Annotated in this window: 14 protein-coding genes; 8 read left to right on the forward strand and 6 right to left on the reverse strand. The window is 69.7% G+C overall.

Annotated features, from left to right (window positions below):
• Window positions 1–100 precede the first annotated feature (100 nt).
• A complete protein-coding gene (locus tag HWD93_RS07730) occupies window positions 101–1150 on the reverse strand; it encodes a substrate-binding domain-containing protein (protein WP_070418196.1) in 1050 nt (349 codons plus the stop codon).
• A gap of 179 nt (window positions 1151–1329) precedes the next feature.
• Between HWD93_RS07730 and chvE the strand changes: the two genes are divergently transcribed.
• The 3 genes from chvE (at window position 1330) to mmsB (ending at window position 5288) form a co-directional block, all read left to right on the forward strand.
• Complete coding sequence (gene chvE / locus HWD93_RS07735; protein WP_261646494.1) at window positions 1330–2460, forward strand: multiple monosaccharide ABC transporter substrate-binding protein; 1131 nt, start codon at window positions 1330–1332, stop codon at window positions 2458–2460.
• Between the two features lie 106 nt (window positions 2461–2566).
• Window positions 2567–4120, forward strand: coding sequence for a multiple monosaccharide ABC transporter ATP-binding protein (gene mmsA, locus HWD93_RS07740; protein ID WP_070418195.1), 1554 nt, complete (start codon window positions 2567–2569; stop codon window positions 4118–4120).
• Window positions 4107–5288, forward strand: coding sequence for a multiple monosaccharide ABC transporter permease (gene mmsB, locus HWD93_RS07745; RefSeq protein ID WP_071295576.1), 1182 nt, complete (start codon window positions 4107–4109; stop codon window positions 5286–5288). Before mmsA ends, mmsB begins: the two co-directional genes overlap by 14 nt.
• A 71-nt stretch (window positions 5289–5359) precedes the next feature.
• Here mmsB and HWD93_RS07750 read toward each other — a convergent pair whose 3' ends face one another.
• Complete coding sequence (locus HWD93_RS07750) at window positions 5360–6700, reverse strand: alpha-amylase family glycosyl hydrolase (RefSeq protein ID WP_261646495.1); 1341 nt, start codon at window positions 6698–6700, stop codon at window positions 5360–5362.
• A gap of 66 nt (window positions 6701–6766) precedes the next feature.
• Between HWD93_RS07750 and HWD93_RS07755 the strand changes: the two genes are divergently transcribed.
• The 3 genes from HWD93_RS07755 to HWD93_RS07765 all read left to right on the forward strand — a co-directional run bounded on the left by HWD93_RS07755 (window position 6767) and on the right by HWD93_RS07765 (window position 8611).
• The gene (locus HWD93_RS07755) at window positions 6767–7165 is read left to right on the forward strand and encodes a DUF3253 domain-containing protein (protein WP_229086013.1); all 399 of its coding nucleotides are present in this window, start codon (window positions 6767–6769) and stop codon (window positions 7163–7165) included.
• Window positions 7166–7202: 37 nt separating this feature from the next.
• Window positions 7203–8303, forward strand: coding sequence for an SDR family oxidoreductase (locus HWD93_RS07760; RefSeq protein WP_261646496.1), 1101 nt, complete (start codon window positions 7203–7205; stop codon window positions 8301–8303).
• Window positions 8304–8434: 131 nt separating this feature from the next.
• On the forward strand, window positions 8435–8611 hold the full coding sequence (locus tag HWD93_RS07765) for a CsbD family protein (protein ID WP_139199296.1): 177 nt from the start codon (window positions 8435–8437) through the stop codon (window positions 8609–8611).
• Between the two features lie 51 nt (window positions 8612–8662).
• Here HWD93_RS07765 and HWD93_RS07770 read toward each other — a convergent pair whose 3' ends face one another.
• On the reverse strand, window positions 8663–9736 hold the full coding sequence (locus HWD93_RS07770) for a spore photoproduct lyase family protein (protein ID WP_261646497.1): 1074 nt from the start codon (window positions 9734–9736) through the stop codon (window positions 8663–8665).
• A 140-nt stretch (window positions 9737–9876) separates the two neighbouring features.
• Between HWD93_RS07770 and HWD93_RS07775 the strand changes: the two genes are divergently transcribed.
• On the forward strand, window positions 9877–10212 hold the full coding sequence (locus tag HWD93_RS07775; RefSeq protein ID WP_261646498.1) for a biopolymer transporter Tol: 336 nt from the start codon (window positions 9877–9879) through the stop codon (window positions 10210–10212).
• Window positions 10209–10661, forward strand: coding sequence for a hypothetical protein (locus HWD93_RS07780; protein WP_261646499.1), 453 nt, complete (start codon window positions 10209–10211; stop codon window positions 10659–10661). Before HWD93_RS07775 ends, HWD93_RS07780 begins: the two co-directional genes overlap by 4 nt.
• A gap of 12 nt (window positions 10662–10673) precedes the next feature.
• Here HWD93_RS07780 and HWD93_RS07785 read toward each other — a convergent pair whose 3' ends face one another.
• The 3 genes from HWD93_RS07785 to HWD93_RS07795 form a co-directional block, all read right to left on the reverse strand.
• Window positions 10674–10826, reverse strand: coding sequence for a hypothetical protein (locus HWD93_RS07785; RefSeq protein ID WP_175496038.1), 153 nt, complete (start codon window positions 10824–10826; stop codon window positions 10674–10676).
• 44 nt (window positions 10827–10870) lie between these two features.
• The gene (locus HWD93_RS07790) at window positions 10871–12724 is read right to left on the reverse strand and encodes a beta-galactosidase family protein (protein WP_261646500.1); all 1854 of its coding nucleotides are present in this window, start codon (window positions 12722–12724) and stop codon (window positions 10871–10873) included.
• A gap of 71 nt (window positions 12725–12795) precedes the next feature.
• Window positions 12796–14130, reverse strand: a complete 1335-nt coding sequence (locus HWD93_RS07795; RefSeq protein WP_261646501.1) for a sugar ABC transporter substrate-binding protein — start codon at window positions 14128–14130, stop codon at window positions 12796–12798.
• Window positions 14131–14227: the final 97 nt, after the last annotated feature.

Raw genomic sequence — 14227 nt, forward strand, 5'->3', positions numbered from 1 at the left:
ACGCGGAGCTCATCGAGCTCGCGTGACCCGCACCGCCGACGGGCGCGACCCGTCGACGGAGTGGAGGGGCCGGGGCCGCCCGCGCCGCGCGCCGCGCGCCCTACGCGCTCCGGCGCACCACGAGCTCGGGCACGAGCAACGTCTCGTCCCGCGGCTCCCCCTCGACGAGGGCCCGCACGGTGTCGAGCACCCGCTCCCCCATCGCCCGGAAGTCCTGCCGCACGGTGGTGAGCGGCGGCGTGAAGTGCGCCGCCTCTGGAACGTCGTCGAAGCCCACCACGGCGATGTCGTCCGGCACCCGCAGTCCCTCGTCGGCGAAGGCGTGCAGGACCCCGAGCGCCATCTGGTCGTTCCCGGCGAAGACCGCGTCGACCGTGTGCACGTCGATCGTCCGGGCCGCCGCGAACCCGCTCGCCGGGGTCCAGTCGCCGTCGAGCACCACGGGCTCGAGTCCGGCGTCGCGCATGATCCGCTCGTAGGTCACCCGGCGGACCTCGGACTCCTGCGAGACCGCGGGGCCGGCGATGTGCACGATCCGGCGGTGCCCGCGGGCGAACAGGTGCTCCATCACGAGCGAGGTCCCCGCCGCCTGGTCGATCGCGACCGCCGCGACGCTCGGTGCCACCGGGGCCCTGGCCGCGTCCCGCTGCACGGCGTTCGCGACGACGACGGGCACCGAGACCGGGACGGTCAGCGAGGCGAGGGCGTCGAGCACCCGGTTGTCGGCGGCGACGAGCACGATGGCGGCGACGTCCTGGGCGAGCAGCGTCACGAGGGCGTTCGACAGGTCGACGGGGCGCGGGTCGTCGGGCAGCGTGGAGAGCAGGACGTGGTAGCCGGCGGACCGGGCTGCCCGCTCGAACCCGATGGCGGTGCTCGACGGTCCGTACAGCGCGTCCCCGGCGGTGATGATGCCGAGCGCCCGACTGCGCCCCCCGGCGAGCGCCCGGGCCGCGGCGCGGGGCCGGTACCCGAGTTCGGTGACCGCGTCGGACACCTGGGCGCGGAACTGCTCGCGGACCGTCGGGTCGCCGTTGATCACCCGCGAGACGGTCTGGTGGGAGACGCCCGCGCGCTCGGCGACGTCGAAGATCGTGGGTGCCTTGCGACGTTTGCCGCCGGCGTCCCCGAGCGCGGTCGTGGTCGTCACGTCGCCAACCGTACCGCGCAGTCCGGCCGACGCGACAAGATCGCGAAACGGTCACGGTGAGTTGACACCCCGTCACGGAACCCCCAGTATGTGAGCGCTCACACGAGCAAATCCCTCGGGGCACAGCAGCCCCGGCACCGAGCGCGTCGACGTGGACGCGCAGGAACAGAGGTACTTCGATGATGAAGCGCAAGATCGTCGCGGGCGTCGCCGCCCTCGGCATCGCCATCGCACTCGCCGGCTGCTCCGCCGGCGGACGCGCGTCCACCGACGGTGGGAGCGGCAGCGGGGACAACAAGGGCGCCCTGGTGGGCGTCGCGATGCCGACCAAGGTCTCGGAACGCTGGATCAAGGACGGCAACGCCGTCAAGAGCGACCTCGAGAAGGCCGGCTACAAGGTCGACCTCGAGTACGGCGACAACAAGGTCCAGCAGCAGGCGCAGCAGGTCAGCAACATGATCACGAAGGGCGCGAAGGTCCTCATCATCGCGTCGATCGACGGCGGCGCGCTCTCCGACCAGCTCGACGCCGCCGCCAAGGCCGGCATCAAGGTGATCTCCTACGACCGCCTGCTCACGGGCAACAAGAACGTCGACTACTACGTGTCGTTCGACAACGAGAAGGTCGGCGTCGACCAGGCGACGAGCCTGCTCACCGGCCTCGGCGTGCTCGACGCGGACGGCAAGAAGACCGGCGAGAAGGGCCCCTTCAACATCGAGGTCTTCGCCGGCTCGCTCGACGACAACAACGCGGGCTTCTTCTTCGACGGTGCGATGAAGACCCTCAAGCCGTACCTCGAGGACGGCACCCTGAAGATCCAGTCCGGCCAGGACCAGCTCTCGCAGGCCGCGACGCAGCAGTGGGACCCGGCGACCGCCAAGGCCCGCATGCAGAACCTCATCGCGAAGTCGTACTCCGGCGGCACCACGCTGAACGGCGTGCTCTCGCCCTACGACGGCATGTCGATCGGCATCATCTCGGCGCTCCAGGGCGCCGGGTACGGCTCGAGCGACCGCCCGCTGCCGACCATCACGGGGCAGGACGCCGAGCAGGCCAGCGTGAAGTCGATCATCGCCGGGCAGCAGTACTCGACCATCTACAAGGACACGCGCAAGCTCGCCAAGCAGTCGGTCACCATGGCCGAGGACCTGCTCACCGGCAAGAAGCCCGAGGTCAACGACACGAAGAGCTACGACAACAAGGTCAAGGTCGTCCCGACCTACCTGTTCCAGCCGACCGTCGTGACGAAGGACAACTACAAGGAAGTCCTCGTCGACTCGGGCTACTACACCGAGGCCGACCTCAAGTAGGACGCAACCCATCTGTCGGACTGGAGGCGCGGGTCGACCCCGCCCCGCGCCTCCAGTCCGTCACCACCCGCGCGCCCACGCGCGGACGACGAAAAGGCGGTCCCACATGGCGGACACCATCCTCGAGATGCGTGACATCACCAAGACGTTCCCCGGGGTCAAGGCGCTGCAGGGGGTCTCGATCGAGGTCGAGCGCGGCCAGGTCCACGCGATCTGCGGCGAGAACGGCGCCGGCAAGTCCACCCTGATGAAGGTGCTGTCCGGGGTCTACCCGCACGGCTCCTTCGACGGCGAGATCCTCATCGACGGATCTCCCGTCGAGTTCGGCGACATCAACGGCTCGGAAGCGGCCGGGGTCGTGATCATCCACCAGGAGCTCGCGCTCAGCCCGTTCCTGTCGATCGCCGAGAACATCTTCCTCGGCAACGAACAGTCGAAGGCCGGGTTCATCGACTGGAACAAGACGAACCTCGCGGCCGCCGAGCTCCTGCAGCGCGTCGGCCTCAAGGACAACCCGGTCACGAAGATCGTCGACATCGGCGTCGGCAAGCAGCAGCTCGTCGAGATCGCGAAGGCCCTGTCGAAGCGGGTGAAGCTCCTCATCCTCGACGAGCCGACGGCGGCGCTGAACGACGACGACTCGGCGCACCTGCTCGACCTCATCCGGTCGCTGCAGGCCGAGGGGATGACGGCGATCATCATCAGCCACAAGCTCAACGAGATCAAGGCGATCGCGGACAAGGTCACGATCATCCGCGACGGCAAGACCATCGAGACGCTCGACATGCACGCCGACGACGTCTCCGAGGACCGGATCATCCGCGGCATGGTCGGTCGCGACCTGTCGAACCGGTATCCCGAGCGCGAGGACCCGCAGATCGGCGAGGAACTCCTCCGCATCGAGGACTGGACCGTCCACCACCAGCTCGACGCCTCGCGCGAGATCATCCACCAGGCGAACCTCTCCGTCCGCGCGGGCGAGGTCGTCGGCATCGCCGGGCTCATGGGTGCCGGACGGACCGAGCTCGCGATGAGCGTGTTCGGCCAGTCCTACGGCACCGGGATCAGCGGCACCGTGTACAAGCGCGGCGTCCCGATCAAGACCCACACGGTGTCGCAGGCGATCGACAACGGCATCGCCTACGTCACCGAGGACCGGAAGCGCTACGGGCTCAACCTCATCGACGACATCAAGCGGAACATCTCCGGGTCGGCGCTCGGGAAGCTCGCGAACTGGGGCTTCGTCAACGCGTCCGAGGAGACCACCGTCGCCGGACAGTTCCTCCGGAGCCTCAACATCAAGGCGCCGAACGTCGACGTCGTCACCGGGAAGCTCTCCGGCGGCAACCAGCAGAAGGTCGTCCTGTCGAAGTGGATGTACGCCGACCCCGACGTGCTCATCCTCGACGAGCCCACGCGCGGCATCGACGTCGGCGCGAAGTACGAGATCTACACGATCATCAACCAGCTCGCGGACCAGGGGAAGGGGATCATCGTGATCTCCTCCGAGCTCCCCGAGCTCCTCGGCATCTGCGACCGCATCTACACGCTCTCCGAGGGCACGATCACCGCCGACGTGCCCCGCTCCGAGGCCACGCCCGAGGCCCTCATGCAGTACATGACCCAGGAACGGGAGACCCCTGTCAATGAACGCGCTTAAGTCCGCCGCCGGCTACCTCACCGGGCAGCTCCGACAGATCGGCCTGTTCATCGCGCTGATCGTCATCGTCATCTTCTTCCAGGTGACGACGAACGGCATCACCCTCGCCCCGATCAACGTCTCGAACCTGATCGTCCAGAACAGCTACATCCTCATCCTCGCCATCGGCATGGTGATGGTCATCATCGCCGGGCACATCGACCTCTCGGTCGGCTCGGTCGTGGCCTTCACCGGCGCCATGGCCGGTGTCATGATCACGCAGTGGGGCCTGCCCTGGCCGATCGCGGTCGTGCTCTGCCTGGTGGTCGGCGCCCTCGTCGGTGCCTGGCAGGGGTTCTGGATCGCCTACTTCGGGATCCCCGCGTTCATCGTCACGCTCGCGGGCATGCTCGCGTTCCGTGGCGCCGCGCAGATCGTCCTGCACAACCAGCAGATCTCGCCGTTCCCGGAGGGCTTCCGCTCCCTCGGCTCCGGCTTCCTGCCGTCGTTCGGCACCACCGGGTACGAGCCCCTCACGATGATCCTCGGCTTCGCGGCCGCGATCGTCCTCGTGGTCACGGCGTTCCGCGGTCGTGCCACACGGCGCAAGTACCAGCTCGAGAGCGAGCCGTTCGCCTGGTTCATCACGAAGCTCGCCTTCACGGTCGCGCTCGTCATCTACGTGGCGCTCCTGCTCGCGAGCTACAACGGCACCCCGATCGTGCTCGTCGTGCTCGGTGCCCTCGTGGTGATCTACTCGGTCGTCATGCGGAGCGCGGTGTTCGGCCGCCACATCTACGCGATCGGCGGGAACGCCCTCGCCGCCCAGCTCTCCGGTGTGAAGACGAAGCGGGTCACGTTCCTGCTCTTCGTCAACATGGGCGTCATCTCGGCGCTGGCCGGCGTGGTCTTCACCGGGCAGCTCAACCTCGCGGCTCCGGGTGCCGGCAACGGCTTCGAGCTCGACGCCATCGCCGCGGTGTTCATCGGCGGCGCGGCCGTCACCGGTGGCATCGGGACGGTGCCGGGAGCGATCGTCGGTGGTCTCATCATCGGCATCCTGAACAACGGCATGTCGATCCTCGGCATCGGGACCGAGTACCAGTCGCTCATCAAGGGCCTGGTGCTGCTCGCCGCCGTCGCGTTCGACGTGTTCAACAAGCGCCGGGCGGCGTCCGCGCGCAAGTAGCGCGGGCGCGCGGGTGTTCGTTTCGTGAGCAGAAATGGTCGGGTCCTGTCCGGGGACCCGACCATTTCTGCTCACGATCCGGAGAGCACGGCCCAGGCGGCGGCCTGGAGGCGCAGGGTCCCGTCCCCGACGTCGGCTCCGCCCGCCTCGACGCGCGTCGCACCCGCTGTGGGCAGGTCGACGGGATCGGGCGACAGGTTCAGGGCGGTCACCACCGCCCGCTCCGCGGTCGCGGTCCGCAGCACGATCGCGGTGTTCGTCAGGTGGACGACGTCGGTGTGGGCGCGGTGCAGCCAGGGCTCGCGGCGACGGAGGGCGATGAGCGCCTCGTACGCGTGCGTGAGTTCCACGGACTCGGGCGGAGCGGCCGGGAACTCCGGGCGGACGGCATCGTCCCCGCCGACGCGCTCCTCCTTCACCCCCGTCCAGCCGTACTCGTCACCGGCCCAGACGCTCGGGGTCCCGGCGACCGTGAAGAGGACGGCGGCGGCGTGCCCGGCGAACCGCTCCCCCACGGCGCTCGCGATGCGCGTCACGTCGTGGTTGCCGACGAACGTGCTCGGTGCCTGTGCGGCCAGCAGTTCGTCGTGCCGTTCGACGGCGTGGGCGAGCTCGAAGCAGTTCCGGTCGGCGATGCCGTGCCAGATGCCCTGCCAGAGCTCGTACTGCGTGGTGGAGTCGACCGTCGAGGCGCGGACGAACGCAGCCGTGTCGCCGTGGATGACCTCGCCCGTGAACCAGGCGTCCGGGAAGCGCTCCCGGACGCGCGGCAGCACCCGTGCCCAGAACGCCGTCGGTACCGCGTAGGCCGCGTCGAGTCGCCAGCCGTCGACGCCCCGTGCGAGCCAGTGCGTCATCACCTCGACGACGAGGTCCTCGGTGGCGCGGCTGCCGTGGTCGAGCGCGACGAGGATGTCGTGCCCCTCGAACAGTCCCACCGGCACGTCGTCGCCGGGCGACCAGCCTGCCCAGTCGATCGCGAACAGATCCGCCGTCGGCGCGTCCGGGCCCCGCTCCTCGACGGCGCGGAAGGCCGGGTGCTCCCGTCCGACGTGGTTGAACACCCCGTCGAGCAGGACCCGGATCCCCCGGTCGTGCGCGGCCGTGACGAGCCGGTCGAAGTCGTCGTCGTCACCGAGCCGCGGGTCGATCCGGAAGTGGTCGACCGTGTCGTAGCCGTGCGTCGAGCTCGTGAAGACCGGACCGAGCAGCAGCCCGTTCAGCCCGAGGTCCACGACGTGGTCGAGCCAGGGCTCGATGCGGCCGAGCCGGTGGTCGACGAGGCGTCCGTCCACGGGGGTGTCCGGCCGGACGTCGGCACCGACGAACCCGAGCGGGTAGACGTGCCACCACATGACGTGCTCGACCCAGGCGGGCTCGGCGGGACGCTCGGGTGCGGTGTCGGTGTTCACCGACCCGATGCTGCCAGCCGTGCCTGGGCTGGGCGCGAGACCGGACAGCGGGGACAGGATGGTCGCATGGGACGAGCGATCAGGACCGAGGCGGACGCCGCCGCGAACGAGGCGGAGCACGCCGATCGGACGTGTGCCTCGTGCGGCCGCCGGATGCCCGGTTCCGCCGCCCCGGATGCGAAGTACTGCTCGGCCGCGTGCCGGAAGCACGGCGTGGACGCGACGGACCGAGCACTCGAGCAACGGATCGACGAATTGCTCGCGGCACGCGCTCGAACGTCGAGCATCTGCCCGTCGGACGCCGCGCGGGCCCTCGACCCCGACGGCTGGCGTGACCTCATGGAGCCGGCACGGCGGGCCGCACGGCGCATGGTGGCGCGCGGTGAGGTCGAGATCACGCAGCACGGCAGCGTCGTCGACCCGTCCACCGCCAAGGGCCCGATCCGTATCCGCCGACCGCGCTGAGGGAACACCTGTCGCACAGCTGCGTTGCACGGAGGTGATGACCTCGATCGACACCGCCGCACAGTCCCCCGACCGTCTCCGAGCCCTCGTGGTGGGTGCCAGCGGCATCACCGGATCGGCCCTCGTGTCGCACCTGCTCGACCTCGGGTGGGAGGTGACCGCGCTCTCCCGCCGACCCCTCGCCCGCGACGGTGTCCGCACCGTGGCCGCGGACCTGCGCGACCCGGAGTCGCTGGGCACCGCCCTCGCCGACGAGCGCCCGACCCACGTCTTCTTCACCGCCTGGCAGCGGCAGGACACCGAGGCCGAGAACATCCGCGTGAACGGCGGCATGGTGCGCGACCTCCTCGCTGCCCTCGCCCACGCGCCGCTCGAGCACGTCGCCCTCGTCACCGGGCTGAAGCACTACCTCGGCCCGTTCGAGGCGTACGCCGCCGGCGAGATGCCCGACACCCCCTTCCACGAGGAAGAACCGCGCCTCGACACCCCGAACTTCTACTACGCCCAGGAGGACGAGCTCTTCGCCGCCGCCGACCGCCAGGGCTTCACCTGGTCGGTGCACCGCTCGCACACGGTGATCGGCCACGCGGTCGGCAACGCGATGAACATGGGGCTGACGATCGCGGTGCAGGCGACCCTGGCGAAGGAGCTCGGTCTGGACTTCGTGTTCCCGGGCAGCGAGGCGCAGTCGAACGGCCTCACCGACATGACGGACGCCGGCATCCTGGCCGAGCACATGGTCTGGGCGTCGACCACGCCCGAGGGTGCCGACGAGGCGTTCAACATCGTGAACGGCGACGTGTTCCGCTGGCGCTGGATGTGGCCCCGGCTCGCCGCCCACCTCGGTGTCGACCCAGCGCGGGTCGTGGGGTACGAGGATGCGCCGCGTCCGCTCGAGGAGCAGATGGCGCCGCACGAGGCTGCATGGGCCGACATCGCGGAGCGCCACGGCCTCGTCGAACCCGACATCACCCGACTCGCCTCGTGGTGGCACACCGACGCCGACCTCGGTCGCGCGATGGAGGTCGTCACCGACATGGGCAAGAGCCGCGACGCCGGGTTCACCGCCTTCCGTCGCACCGAGCGCGCCTTCGCCGAGCTCTTCGACCGCTACCGCGCCGACCGACTGATCCCCTGATCCGTACCCCGGTGGAAGCAATCGGGGGACACGAACCTGCGGCCCGGCCGCGAGCCGCGCTGCTGCCCCTGGTTGTCTTCGTGGCACAGGCCCCGAGGACCCTCGGCGGTCCCCGGAGGAAGGAAGACAGCATGTCGCTCGGAGACAAGGCGAAGGACGTCACCCAGAAGGTCGTCGGCAAGGTCGAGGAAGCAGTCGGCAAGCACACCGACGACGACGAGCTCAAGCACCAGGGCCAGAAGGACCAGGTCATGGGCGAGGGCCGTCTCGAGACCGAGAAGGCGAAGGACCACCTCGACGGTCACTGAGCCCGTCGCACCACGCAACGCCCGCGCCCGACGGCGCGGGCGTTCGTCGTCTCAGAAGGCGTAGCGGATGCGGCAGCTCGGCAGCTGCTCCGCGACGAGTTCCCGGAACCGCTCGACCAACTGCCCCTTCATCCCGGAGCGGTAGCGGACGTTGACCGCGCCGTTCTGCGACACCTTCTGCTCCTGCAGGTCCGGGCGCCACAGCAGGTCCTCGGCCCTCGGATGCCAGCCGAGGTTGACCTCGTGCAGGGGCTCGTTGTGGGTGAGGAAGATGACCTCGGCCGCGAGCTGCGCCTTCGCGGCCGGGGACAGGACGTCGTCCACCTGACGCAGGAGGTCGGCCCAGTCGGACTCCCACGTCGGGGTCAGGATGACGGGCGAGAAGTTGAGGTGGACCTCGTACCCGGCGTCGACGAAGTCGTTCACCGCGGCGATCCGCTCGGCGATCGGGCTGGTGCGGATGTCGGTGACCTTCGCGGTCTCGTGCGGCATGAGCGAGAACCGGATGCGCGTGCGCCCCATCGGGCCCCAGTCGAGCAGGTCGCGGTTGACGTACTTCGTCGCGAAGGAGGCCTTGGCGGTCGGTGACATCCGGAACAGGTCGCAGAGGTCCCGCACGTTGTCGCTGAGCATCGCGTCCACCGAGCAGTCGCTGTTCTCGCCGATGTCGTAGACCCACGCGTGCGGGTCGCACTGGTTCGGTTCGGTCTTGGACCCCTGCTTCGCGATGTTGCGGGCGACGTGCTTCGTGATCTGGTCGATGTTCGCGAAGACCGTCACCGGGTTGCTGTAGCCCTTTCGCCGCGGGACGTAGCAGTAGGCGCACGCCATGGCGCAGCCGTTCGCCGTCGACGGGGCGATGAAGTCCGCGGAGCGCCCGTTCGGCCGGGTCACGAGCGACTTCTTCACGCCGAGGACGAGCGCCTCGGTCTTGATGCGCACCCACCGCTGGACGTTCCGTTCGTCGCCGTGCACCTCGGGGATGTTCCAGTGCGACTCGACGGGGACGATCTCGGCGTCCGGCCACGGCCCGACGACCTCCTGCCCGCGCTGGAGCTCGAGGGCTGCCGGCTCGGCGTAGATCCGGCGGACGTCGAGCAGGGCGCGGGTGCGGGGTTCGGGCATCACCGCCGTTCTACCGCCCACCCCTGACACCGTGCACCGGATCCGCGCGGTGACCGTTCTGGTTCGCGATCCCCGGACTCCACGAACCAGAACGGTCATCCCTCCGGACGAACCCGGTGTCCGCTGCAAGACTCGGGTGCATGACCGCGACGCCCGACGACCACTTCTTCGTGGTCGACGGCCGGCGGTGGCGACGGACCGACCCGGCGCTCCCCGAGGACGTCGCCGCAGCACTCCGGTCGCACCTCGGTCGGGGCCGCAACGCCGTCAAGCAAGCCAGGCGCTCCGGCGACGAGGAGGCCCTCGCCGCAGCACGGCACCGCAACGGCCTGGCGAAGCACGGGCTCGGCGAACGCGGGCCCGAATGGTGGCCCCGCCCCGAAGCCGACCGGATCGCCGACGCCCGGCGAGCGCTCCACGACCTCGACGCCCTCGACACCGATTCGCCCGACGCCTCGAGCCGGCCGCTGCCGTGAAGACCATCCGGCCGCCACGACTCGACCGCATGCTCAACATCATCGTCTTCGGTCCCGTCGGCATCGGGACGGGTGTCGCGGTTGCTTCGGTCGCCTTCTCACCGGGCGCGTCAGCCCGGGTTTTCGTCTTCGTCTTGGGTGTCGTGTTCGCTGCGACCGCTACCTGGGTGTTGGTCCGGCTCCCGCGGCTCGGCGTCCAACTGTTCGGAGACACGCTGCGGTACCACGGCTTCCTCGTCAGCTGGTCGGCGCCGCGCGACGGCATCACCACGGTGCTCGACGATGCGTTCGTCGAGTGGCGTGATGACAGCGGCACGGAACACCGGCGGCAGATCTGGATGCTCACGCAGGCGTGGGAGGACGACGGCACGAAGTTCGCCCCACTGTGGCGGTGGCGACGTGCGGCGCTGCTCGAGGTGCGGGCGTGGGCCGGAGCTCGAGCAGTCTGACTCCCGGAACGGTCAGGGGCGGTAGTCGTCGGGCTTGTTCGGGGTCGGGGTCGGCGGCGCTCCCGCACCGACGATCCCGCCGGAACCGAACGAGGTGAGCACCCCCGCCAGGACGTGGAGCACGGAGACGACCACGCGCCACACCCATTGCAACACCCGCACCATCGCATCCCCCTCGGCTGCTCGGAGTCCAGCGAAGCTTAACCCCGTCAGCCCTCCGTGTGCCCGAGGTCCGGCTCGACCCGCAGGCACACCGACCGGGACGCCGCAGCGTGCAGTTCGAGGACGACGACGTCGTTCCTCCCGGCGCGGAGCACCGGTCCGGGGACGGCCAGGGTGCGCTGCGGCCCGCGGGACCAGTACCGGCCGAGGCAGAACCCGTTCACCCAGGCGACGCCCTTCCGGAACCCGTCGAGGGCGAGGTAGCGGTCCCCCGCCTCGGCGAGGTCGAACGACCCCGTGGCGAACACCGGTCCGGCCAGCACGTCGCCGTCGGTGGGCAGTGCGTCGGCGAGGATCGTCAGCGCGGCCTCAGGCATCGGGTCGAGGGCCAGGGGCGACGCCGTCCACTGGGCGAGCGGGACCCCGTCGACGGCGATCCCGCCGATCAGGCCCTTCGGCTCGCCGATTCGCGGGCCGTAGTCGACGCGGCCCTGGTCCTCGACGAGGAGCTCGAGCGTGCCGGTGACCGGGGGCAGGGCGATGGCGCGGTCGTGGTGCTCCCGTTCGACCACGCCGACGACGATCCCGTCCACGGAGACGACCGCGCGGTCGCGGACCTCCTCACCGACGGTGAGCACGCCGCCGGACGGCAGGTCCACCTCGGTCCGGTACAGCACGAACCCGCTCGCAGCACCGAGGGCGTCGAACGTCGGCGGGGTGTCGTGCGCGGACCACGACGTGAGGGATGGCAGCAGGGCACGCAGGGGTGTGACGCGGTCGAGGCGGACGGCGACGTCCGAGGCGGGGGCGAGCCGCGCCTCCTGGCCCGGAGCCGACCCGACGGGACCGACGGGTCCGACGGGACCGACGGACCCGAGCCGGCCCGACCCACCGGGCTGCATCGCAGCGGGCAGCGGCGGCACGGGCGCGTAGCGCTCGATGACCGAGCGGAACGCGTGGAACTTCTCCGTCGGACGCCCGGCCTCGTCGAGCGGTGCGTCGTAGTCGTACGACGTCGCGATCGGGCGGTACACGCCCTTGTCGTTCGCGCCGTTCGTGAAGCCGAAGTTCGTGCCGCCGTGGAACATGTAGATGTTCACCGAGCCGCCGGAGGCGAGCAGGTCGTCGAGGTCCGATGCCGACGCAGCGGCCGGCGTGGTGTGGTGGTGCTCGCCCCAGCTGTCGAACCAGCCGTCCCAGAACTCCGAGCACATGAGGGGGCCGGTCGGCTGGGCCTGTCGGAGTCGCGCGAGCCGTTCGACGGAACGCGAGCCGAACGAACCGGTCTTGTGCAGCGAGGGCAGCGAACCGTCCTCGAGCATCGTGCCCATCGGCTGGTCGACGCTCGTGAACGGCACTGTGAGACCGATCTCCCGGTGCATCTGCTCGAGCTTCGACAGGTAGACGGGGTCGGAGCCGTACGCGCCGTACTCGTTCTCGACCTGCACGAGCACGATCGGCCCGCCGTGGTCGATCTGCCTCGGGACCAGCACCGGCGCGAGATGCTCCAAGTACCCCTGCACGGCGGCGAGGAACCCCGGCTCGTCGCGGCGGACCCCGACGGTGCCGTCGGCGAAGAGCCAGTACGGCAGGCCGCCGTTCGTCCACTCCGCGCAGATGTAGGGGCCGGGACGGACGATGGCGTGCATGCCCTCGGCGGCGACGAGGTCCAGGAAGCGGCCGAGGTCGAGACCGTCCTCGAAACTGAACGAAGCAGGCGACGGCGCGTGCGCGTTCCAGGCGACGTACGTCTCGATGGTGTTGAGCCCCATCAGCTTCGCCTTGCGGATCCGGTCCGCCCACAGGTCGGGGTGGACACGGAAGTAGTGGATCGCGCCGGACAGGACCCGGTGCGGCTCGCCGTCGAGCAGGAAGTCGGTGTCGCCGATGGCGAAGCGCATGGGGGAACTCTTTCAGGAGACGGGGCCGTGCGGAAGGTTCCGCACGGCCCCGGGTCGAACTGGTGTGGTGACTACTTGGACGAGACCGTGAAGCCCTGGTCCTTGCCGTACTTCGCGAGGGCCTTCTGCCAGGCGGCGAGACCGCTCTCGAGCGAGGTGCCGTTCTCGTACGACTGGCCGACGGTGTCCGCGTACACGCTGTTCGCGTACACCTGGTAGGGCAGGTAGGTGAAGTCGTTGTCGGACGACTTCGACGCGTCGACGAGCACCTTGTTGATCTGCTGGCCGCCGAAGTACTCCGGCTTCTCGTCGAGGAACGCCGAGGACTCGAGGTCGGCGGTGGTCGACGGGAACCCACCGGACTTCATGAAGATCCCGGTCGACTCCTTCGAGGAGTTCAGCCACTTGAGGAAGCCCGCCGCGAGCGCCGGGTTCTTCGACTGCTTCATGACCGCCTCGGCGCTGCCGCCGTTGTTCGCGGTCTGCGCGGTGCCGCCGTCGTAGGTCGGCATCGGCGCGACGCGCCAGTCACCGCTGGCGTCGGCGACGCTCGCCTCGAGGTTGCCGGGCATCCAGGCGCCGGTGATGAGCGTGGCGATCTGGCCGTTGCCGAGCTGCTTGTACCAGTCGTCGCTCCAGCCGACGGTCTTCGACAGCAGACCCTGCTCGACGAGCTGGTCCCAGGTCTTGGTCCACTTCTTCGTGCCGGCGTCCTCGAGGTTGATCGTGACCTTGTCGCCGTTCGTGGTGAAGGGCGTGCCGCCGGCCTGGGCGATCATGCTCGTGGTGAACCCCGCGTCGCCGGAGTCCGCTGCGATGTAGGCGTCCGGGTCGGCCTCGTGCAGCTTCTTGGCCGCTGCGACGTACTCGTCCCACGTCGTCGGCACGGCGATGCCGTACTTGTCGAAGACCTTCTTGTTGTAGAACAGCGCCATGGGGCCGGAGTCCTGGGGCAGACCGTAGATCTTGCCGTCCATGTCGACCGAGTTCCACGTGCTCGTCGCGAACTTGTCCTTGAGGTCGCCGAACCCGTACGAGGACAGGTCGAGCAGCGAGTCGGAGAGCGCGAACTGCGGGAGCGCATAGTACTCGACCTGGGCGACGTCGGGGGCGCCCGAGCCGGCCTTGATCGTGTTCTGGAGCTTCGTGTACTGGTCGGCGCCGGTGCCGGCGTTGACGAGCTTGACCTTCACCTTGGGGTAGGCCTTCTCGAACGCGGCGACCTGGTCCTTCGCGGACGGGGTCCACGACCAGTAGGTCAGCGTGCCGCCGTCCTTGAGGGCCTTCGAGATGTTGTCGGACGAACCGCCGGACGAGGAGCCGCCGGAGGCGCAGGCGGCGAGGGCGACGGCTGCGGTGACGCCGATGGCGACGGCGCTGAGGCCGCGCCGGAGACGCTTGTTCATGGAGGTGCCTTTCACTTCTTCGTGGAGAGGGGGGGGTGGAGCTGCTGTGTGTCGGGCAGGAGGCGCGTGGCGGGGCCGCTGCGTGCCTCCCGTCCGA

Source organism: Curtobacterium sp. C2H10 (assembly GCF_025407985.1).
GTDB lineage: Bacteria > Actinomycetota > Actinomycetes > Actinomycetales > Microbacteriaceae > Curtobacterium.